Here is a 5,354-nt window from a genome sequence, read left to right as displayed (position 1 = left end):
TACCAGGGTGAAAAGATCATTAACTGGGACCCAGTACAAAGAACTGCATTATCAAATATCGAAGTATATCATGAAGATATTGAAGGTCATATGTACTACTTCAATTATCATATTGTTGGTTCTGATGATATTTTAGTCATTGCCACTACACGTCCAGAAACAATGTTTGCTGACCAGGCAATTTTCGTACATCCTGATGATGAAAGATATAAGAAATATGTTGGTATGAAGGCAATCAACCCTGCCAACGGTGATGAATTACCAATTATGGCTGATAGCTATATTGATCTTGATTTTGGTACTGCTGTTATGAAATGTACACCAGCACATGACCCAAATGACTTCCAGCTAGCAAAGAAGTACAATCTTCCAATGCCTAAGTGTATGAATGAAGATGGTACTATGAATGATTTAGCTGGTAAATATAAAGGAATGGATCGTTTTGAATGCCGTGAAGCTTTATTAAAGGATTTTGAAGCAGCAGGTGTTGTAGACCATATTGAAACTATTGTCCATTCAGTAGGTCACTCAGAACGTTCTCATGCAATTGTAGAACCTTATTTATCTAAGCAGTGGTTTGTAAAGATGAAGCCATTAGCTGAAAATGCATTAAAGAATCAGGAAACTGATGATAGAGTAGATTTCGTTCCAGAAAGATTTGAAAAGACATTCTCTAACTGGATGAACAACATTGAAGACTGGTGTATTTCGCGTCAGGTATGGTGGGGACATCGTATTCCTGCATGGTACAACAATGAAACAGGTGAATTATATGTAGGTAGAGAAGCGCCTAAAGACGTAGAAAACTGGACTCAGGACGAAGACGTTCTTGATACATGGTTCTCAAGTGCTTTATGGCCATTCTCAACTATGGGCTGGCCTAATACAGAAGACCCAATGTTTAAGAGATATTTCCCAACTGATACATTAGTTACTGGTTATGATATTATCTTCTTCTGGGTAAGCCGTATGATGTTCCAGTCAATCGAATTTACTGGTAGAAGACCATTCAAGAATGTTTTAATTCATGGTTTAATCAGAGATGAACAGGGTCGTAAGATGTCGAAATCATTAGGTAATGGTGTTGACCCAATGGATGTTATTGATGAATATGGAGCTGACTCATTAAGATGGTTCTTATTAAATAACTCTTCACCAGGAGCTGATATGCGTTATGTACCAGCTAAATTAAAATCTACTTGGAACTTCATTAACAAGATCTGGAACAGTGCACGTTATGTATTAATGAACATTGATGAAGATCAAAAGTTAGAAGAATTAGATTATGCAACACTTAACTTAGCTGATAAGTGGATCTTGAATAGATTAAATGAAGTAATCAGAAGTGTTGATGAAAACATGGATAAGTTTGAATTTATCAATGTAGGAACTGAATTATATCGTTTCATCTGGGATGATTTCTGTTCTTGGTATATCGAATTATCTAAACTTCATTTAACAGGTGATGATGAAGTTGCTAAGAAATCTGCATTAAACACACTTGTTTATGTATTAAATACTATTGTTAGATTATTACATCCAATCATGCCATTCGTTACTGAAGAAATCTATCAGGCTATTCCACATAATGAAGAATCTATCGTTATTTCTAAATGGCCAGAAGTAAATCCAGAATATGATAATGACACAATCAATGATCAGTTTGCTTATTTAATTGATATTATCAAGGGTGTAAGAGAAATCAGACATACTTATGTTATCAAGAATAGTATTGAAGTTGATTATACAATCACTACTAAACAGGATGATCTTGAAGCATTATTAAAGGAAATTGCACCTTATGTCAGCAAACTGGTTAACGCAACTTGTGTAGGATATAATGTTCCAACAAGTAAGAATAATGCGACTGAAGTAATCAAGGGTGGTAATACACTTAATATTGATTTAGGTCAGTATATTGATATGGAAGCTGAAAAGGCAAAGGTTGAAAAAGAAATCAAGAAGCTTGAAGGTGAAATCAAGCGTGGTGAAGGTATGTTATCTAACCCTAATTTCACATCTAAAGCGCCAGCTGCAAAAGTAGAAGCAGAAAAAGCTAAATTAGAAGATTATCGTTCTAAATATGCTGCAGCAAAAGAAAAACTTGCTAAGATGAACTAATCAAAAATCCCCATTTTGGGGATTTTTTTTAAGTAATTTCATTTTTTTAGACGTATAGATATAGTAGAGGGGGCAGAAAGGAGTAAAGATGTACGAACTATCTACGAAAAGACAACAGCAGATTAATGGTGGAAGTGTTATGTATCGTATTATATATGCACTTCTAGGTATTGCTGGCATGAAATTGTTGAGAGCATCTTTGAGTCATCTAAGAGGTGGAAGAGTAATAAGGATGAAATAATTCATTTGTCTCATTTACAATATTTTAGAAAGGAGTAAATATGTACGAATTATCCGTTAGTAGCCAGGAACAGATCTGTGGTGGTAGTGCATTGACATATATTATTTATGCATTACTAGGAGTTGCTGGATTAAAACTACTTAGATCTGCTAAGGGTCGTCTCAGATTAGGTCGTCTTATCACATTAGAATGGGGAAAATAAGAAGAGAAGGGTGCGAAACGCACCCTTATTTATAAGGAAGTGAAGGAAAATGGAAACAGTTGATAGAGAAGTTAGAATTGAGATAGATATAGTTGAATGTATATTTACGATAAATGGATTAAGCATACAAAGAGTGGATGTATTAGAAAATATTGAGAAATTAGAGAAACAATTATTCAGACAAAAGAGACGATTATCAAGAAAAGAACAAAATTCAAATAATAGTAAAGAAACTTTAGAGAAGATACAGAAAATAGAGAATAAATTGGATAACGTCTATAATGATTATATGAATAAATGCATTAGTGTAGTGATAAAAAGTAATCCGACTTGTGTCGTGATTGTTGAGAATAATCAAAAGTTTTTACAAAAATATTATGAGTTTGTAATAAGAATGAAAGTAAGATGTAAAATGCATGGAATTGAATTCAAGGTGTTAAATACATATGCTTAAAAGGCAAATATGAGGTGGAATTTATGATCAAGGGACTTGAACAGTCTTCTCAACCAAGAGAAAAAGCACTCTTAAATGGTATAGAATCATTGACGGATGAAGAACTACTTGCATTATTATTAAGAACAGGTAATAAGGAGCAGTCAGTTTTAGATTTATCTTCTACAATATTAAGAGAAATACAGGGAATGAGTGGATTTCATTCTATTACTTTTGCAAAGCTATTATCTTTTAAGGGAATCAATAAAGCCAAAGCGATAGGGATTATGGCTGCTTTAGAATTTTCTAAGAGAATTAATATGCATACAGATATGAATGAGATATATGATAACCCGGCTAAAGTTTTCTATCATTTAGAAAACAAGATGTCCCATTTATCGCAGGAACATTTTTTGATTATGATTTTAGACAATCATAATCGTTTGATTGCGGAAAAGACATTATTTGTGGGAAGTGTCAATATGTCCATTGTTTCTGCAAGAGAAATATTTAGAGAAGCACTTGCTTTTAATGGGGTTAGTATCATTTGTGTACATAATCATCCTTCAGGTGATGCGCATCCTTCTAGTGAAGATATTAATATGACACAAAAGCTTATAGAACTTGGAAAAATGATGAATGTAGATATAGTGGATCATATCATTATTGGAAGAAATCAATATTATAGTTTTAAAGCAGAGAGGGTCTGTTCTTCAATCCGATAACTGTTTTTCCTTATGATTGCATTTTTCAAAAAGAGATATTATAATGTATTCACCGAGGTGATGTCATTGTATAAAAAGAAGAAAAACAAGCATACAAGAAGAATGATCGTAATCACTGTTGTGTTGATTGTGACATCTGTATATGCTCTTGTATCAGGTATTACAGAACTGCCATTTTCAAGCGTATTTCAGGATACAATCGCAAATGCTGAATATTATGTTATCAAGGCACCAGTGAATTATGTAAAAAATGTATTTACTGAGTATCATGATCTTAAGCTTGTTTATCGTGAGAATAAGAAATTGAAGCGTTCACTTGATAACTATGCGAGTGAGCTTGCAATGAATGAAGTATTATCAAATGAATTGTCAGAAATGAAGAAGATTACAAACATTGAATCTTTACCTACTGACTATAAAGTTAAATATACAACTATTATTGAAAGAGATGCTGAATCTTGGAGTAATCAGGTGAAGATTAATATGGGAAGTAATTCTCAGATTCAAAAAGGTATGGCTGTTATTACTTCTAAAGGAATGATTGGAACTGTTACTAAGGTAGGTACTATTTCTTCTACTGTGACATTACTTTGTTCAGAAAATAATAGTGTTCAGCTTCCTGTTATGATTGTAGATGGAGAAAATACATATTATGGTTTAGTTAATAGCTATAATGTAAAGTCAGGTACTTATAAGGTTTCTCTCTTGTCAACAGTGGATAAAATTAAGAAAGATTTGAATGTGACTACGAGTGGTTTAGGGGGAAAAGGAAAGTCTCCTAAAGGAATACTAGTAGGTAAGGTTGTAGGATTTAATGAGGGTACTGATGCATCAGGCAAATATGTTACTGTAAAACCTTCAGTTAATTTTGATTCATTGAACTATGTAGCAGTTGTACAGAGGGTAAACTAATATGAAGAATAATCAGATTTTGAAGAATTTCCTGATTATGTTTGTCTGTTATTTGATTGATAGTGTTATTAATTACTTTATTCCTACTAATATCAATCGTTCAGGTCTTACATTTGTTCCATGTATTGGATTACTTATGTTTTCTTTATTAACTATCACAGTTCATGACAAATCCGAAAGATTTTTCTTTAGTGCAGCATGTGGTCTATATTATACTGTTTGTTATTCTAATTCCTTAATGGTCTATATTCTGATCTATTGTGCCATTACATTTGTGAGAACATACATTTATAGAAACGATAACATGACTTGCTTAGAATTCATTGTTTATGCGATTCTTATTGTTACGTTTAAGGAATTTGTTGTTTACTGGCTGATGCTTATTTCACGTTTTACTTATATTGGAGTTATTCAATTTATTACAATGAGATATCTTCCAACATTAGTGATGAATGTAGTATTTGCGCCAATCGTATATCTAGTCTATAAACAATTTGATATTTATATTGAACCAAATGATTTTGATATGAAAGATATTTAAGAGAAGAGAAGGAAAGATTTTCTTCTCTTTTTTATTGTATTTTATTTAATTTTATGTTACTATGTCATGGTGTTTGAAATACACACACTATGGATTCATGGTTCGAGTGCCTTATTGGTGGGCTATGTTAGAAATAGTGGAGGAAAAAACAAAAAGGAGGAAATTACACATGTCTGTAA

At 32.5% G+C, this 5,354-nt stretch carries 7 protein-coding genes; all 7 read left to right on the top strand.

Features of this window, described 5'->3' with window-relative positions:
• Window positions 1–2,121: valine--tRNA ligase (locus tag ACT8VG_RS06820; protein WP_444195474.1), on the top strand; the 2,121-nt coding region annotated here is incomplete at its 5' end.
• Window positions 2,122–2,209: 88 nt separating this feature from the next.
• Window positions 2,210–2,362: a hypothetical protein gene (locus ACT8VG_RS06815; RefSeq protein WP_187012533.1), complete on the top strand. Its 153-nt coding sequence runs from the start codon at window positions 2,210–2,212 to the stop codon at window positions 2,360–2,362.
• A gap of 40 nt (window positions 2,363–2,402) precedes the next feature.
• Window positions 2,403–2,564, top strand: coding sequence for a hypothetical protein (locus tag ACT8VG_RS06810; protein ID WP_022424318.1), 162 nt, complete (start codon window positions 2,403–2,405; stop codon window positions 2,562–2,564).
• A gap of 49 nt (window positions 2,565–2,613) precedes the next feature.
• Entirely contained in the window at window positions 2,614–3,018 is a 405-nt protein-coding gene (locus ACT8VG_RS06805; protein WP_444195473.1) for a hypothetical protein, read from the top strand.
• A gap of 23 nt (window positions 3,019–3,041) precedes the next feature.
• Entirely contained in the window at window positions 3,042–3,722 is a 681-nt protein-coding gene (gene radC / locus ACT8VG_RS06800) for a RadC family protein (protein WP_444195472.1), read from the top strand.
• A gap of 60 nt (window positions 3,723–3,782) precedes the next feature.
• A complete protein-coding gene (mreC, locus tag ACT8VG_RS06795) occupies window positions 3,783–4,634 on the top strand; it encodes a rod shape-determining protein MreC (RefSeq protein WP_230310111.1) in 852 nt (283 codons plus the stop codon).
• 1 nt (window position 4,635) lies between these two features.
• On the top strand, window positions 4,636–5,175 hold the full coding sequence (locus tag ACT8VG_RS06790) for a hypothetical protein (protein WP_117458067.1): 540 nt from the start codon (window positions 4,636–4,638) through the stop codon (window positions 5,173–5,175).
• Window positions 5,176–5,354: the final 179 nt, after the last annotated feature.

Source organism: Catenibacterium sp., from assembly GCF_052354645.1.
GTDB classification, from domain to species: domain Bacteria; phylum Bacillota_I; class Bacilli_A; order Erysipelotrichales; family Coprobacillaceae; genus Catenibacterium; species Catenibacterium mitsuoka_A.
The sequence above is the reverse complement of the archived record's forward strand: the minus strand, read 5'-3'. Positions and strand labels throughout refer to the sequence as shown.

Excerpts from the sequence above, each read along its gene's own strand:
- ACT8VG_RS06815 (WP_187012533.1), top strand. The coding sequence starts at position 2,210 with ATGTACGAACTATCTACGAAAAGACAACAGCAGATTAATGGTGGAAGT.
- ACT8VG_RS06810 (WP_022424318.1), top strand. The coding sequence starts at position 2,403 with ATGTACGAATTATCCGTTAGTAGCCAGGAACAGATCTGTGGTGGTAGT.
- ACT8VG_RS06805 (WP_444195473.1), top strand. The coding sequence starts at position 2,614 with ATGGAAACAGTTGATAGAGAAGTTAGAATTGAGATAGATATAGTTGAA.
- radC (WP_444195472.1), top strand. The coding sequence starts at position 3,042 with ATGATCAAGGGACTTGAACAGTCTTCTCAACCAAGAGAAAAAGCACTC.
- mreC (WP_230310111.1), top strand. The coding sequence starts at position 3,783 with ATGTCATTGTATAAAAAGAAGAAAAACAAGCATACAAGAAGAATGATC.
- ACT8VG_RS06790 (WP_117458067.1), top strand. The coding sequence starts at position 4,636 with ATGAAGAATAATCAGATTTTGAAGAATTTCCTGATTATGTTTGTCTGT.